Raw genomic sequence first — 2,261 nt, forward strand, 5'->3', positions numbered from 1 at the left:
GCAAGTACAGCTTGGGAGACAGAGCACCGGGTGCTAACGTCCGGACTCAAGAGGGAAACAACCCAGACCGCCAGCTAAGGTCCCGAATTATCGCTAAGTGGGAAACGAAGTGGGAAGGCATAGACAGTCAGGAGGTTGGCTTAGAAGCAGCCATCCTTTAAAGAAAGCGTAATAGCTCACTGATCGAGTCGTCCTGCGCGGAAGATGTAACGGGGCTAAGCGATAAACCGAAGCTGCGGGTGTGCACTTTTAGTGCACGCGGTAGGAGAGCGTTCTGTAAGCCTGCGAAGGTGGCTTGTAAAGGCTGCTGGAGGTATCAGAAGTGCGAATGCTGACATGAGTAGCGATAAAGGGGGTGAAAAGCCCCCTCGCCGTAAGTCCAAGGTTTCCTGCGCAACGTTCATCGGCGCAGGGTGAGTCGGCCCCTAAGGCGAGGCAGAGATGCGTAGCTGATGGGAAACTGGTTAATATTCCAGTACCGTCGTACAGTGCGATGGGGGGACGGATCGCGGAAGATCATCAGGGTGTTGGATGTCCCTGTTGCTGCATCGAAGATGGCGCTTAGGCAAATCCGGGCGCGTAAATCAAGGGTGTGACACGAGCGAGCATTGCTTGCGAAGTGATTGGAAGTGGTTCCAAGAAAAGCCTCTAAGCTTCAGCTGTACGAGACCGTACCGCAAACCGACACAGGTGGACGGGATGAATATTCCAAGGCGCTTGAGAGAACTCAGGAGAAGGAACTCGGCAAATTGATACCGTAACTTCGGGAGAAGGTATACCCCGGTAGTGTGAAGCGCCTGCGCGCTTAGCATGATGGGGTCGCAGAGAATCGGTGGCTGCGACTGTTTATTAAAAACACAGCACTCTGCAAAGACGAAAGTCGACGTATAGGGTGTGACGCCTGCCCGGTGCCGGAAGGTTAAGTGATGGGGTGCAAGCTCTTGATCGAAGCCCCGGTAAACGGCGGCCGTAACTATAACGGTCCTAAGGTAGCGAAATTCCTTGTCGGGTAAGTTCCGACCTGCACGAATGGCGTAACGATGGCCACACTGTCTCCTCCTGAGACTCAGCGAAGTTGAAGTGTTTGTGATGATGCAATCTACCCGCGGCTAGACGGAAAGACCCCATGAACCTTTACTGTAGCTTTGCATTGGACTGTGAACCGGCCTGTGTAGGATAGGTGGGAGGCTTTGAAGCGTGGTCGCTAGATCACGTGGAGCCATCCTTGAAATACCACCCTGGTTTGTTTGCGGTTCTAACCTTGGTCCGTTATCCGGATCGGGGACAGTGCATGGTGGGCAGTTTGACTGGGGCGGTCTCCTCCCAAAGTGTAACGGAGGAGTTCGAAGGTACGCTAGGTACGGTCGGAAATCGTGCTGATAGTGCAATGGCATAAGCGTGCTTGACTGTGAGACTGACAAGTCGAACAGGTGCGAAAGCAGGACATAGTGATCCGGTGGTTCTGAATGGAAGGGCCATCGCTCAACGGATAAAAGGTACTCTGGGGATAACAGGCTGATACCGCCCAAGAGTTCATATCGACGGCGGTGTTTGGCACCTCGATGTCGGCTCATCTCATCCTGGGGCTGTAGCCGGTCCCAAGGGTATGGCTGTTCGCCATTTAAAGAGGTACGTGAGCTGGGTTTAAAACGTCGTGAGACAGTTTGGTCCCTATCTGCCGTGGGCGTTGGATACTTGACGGAGCCTGCTCCTAGTACGAGAGGACCGGAGTGGACGTACCTCTGGTGTACCGGTTGTCATGCCAATGGCATTGCCGGGTAGCTAAGTACGGAAGAGATAACCGCTGAAGGCATCTAAGCGGGAAACTCGTCTGAAGATAAGGTATCCCGGGGACTTGATCCCCCTGAAGGGTCGTTCGAGACCAGGACGTTGATAGGTCGGGTGTGGAAGCGCAGTAATGCGTTAAGCTAACCGATACTAATTGCCCGTGAGGCTTGATCCTATAACACTGATGGTTATGACCTGGTGGTATAGCGTTCCAAGTGTCGTTCAATACAAAATCTGGCCGCACCGTCGGCGGCCAGCCAACACCAATTACATCCCACCTGTGCGCGATCATCGAGCTAGCCTCTGATCGCCCACACGTTGTGTTTCTTCCCAGATTGGAGCTGTTGCCTAGACCGCAGCGGCTCAACCAGTTACGCCTGACGACCATAGCAAGGTGGTACCACTCCTTCCCATCCCGAACAGGACAGTGAAACGCCTTCGCGCCGATGATAGTGGACGGACGTCTGTGAAAG

Annotated in this window: 2 rRNA genes; both read left to right on the top strand. The window is 53.9% G+C overall.

Annotated features, from left to right (window positions below):
• Positions 1 to 1,963 (top strand): 23S ribosomal RNA (locus ACFWP0_RS29545); the annotation flags it as partial.
• A 201-nt stretch (positions 1,964 to 2,164) separates the two neighbouring features.
• Positions 2,165 to 2,261, top strand: a 5S ribosomal RNA gene (gene rrf / locus ACFWP0_RS29550); the annotation flags it as partial.

The organism is Achromobacter sp. NPDC058515, assembly GCF_042721735.1.
In the GTDB taxonomy this organism is placed as follows: domain Bacteria; phylum Pseudomonadota; class Gammaproteobacteria; order Burkholderiales; family Burkholderiaceae_B; genus Achromobacter.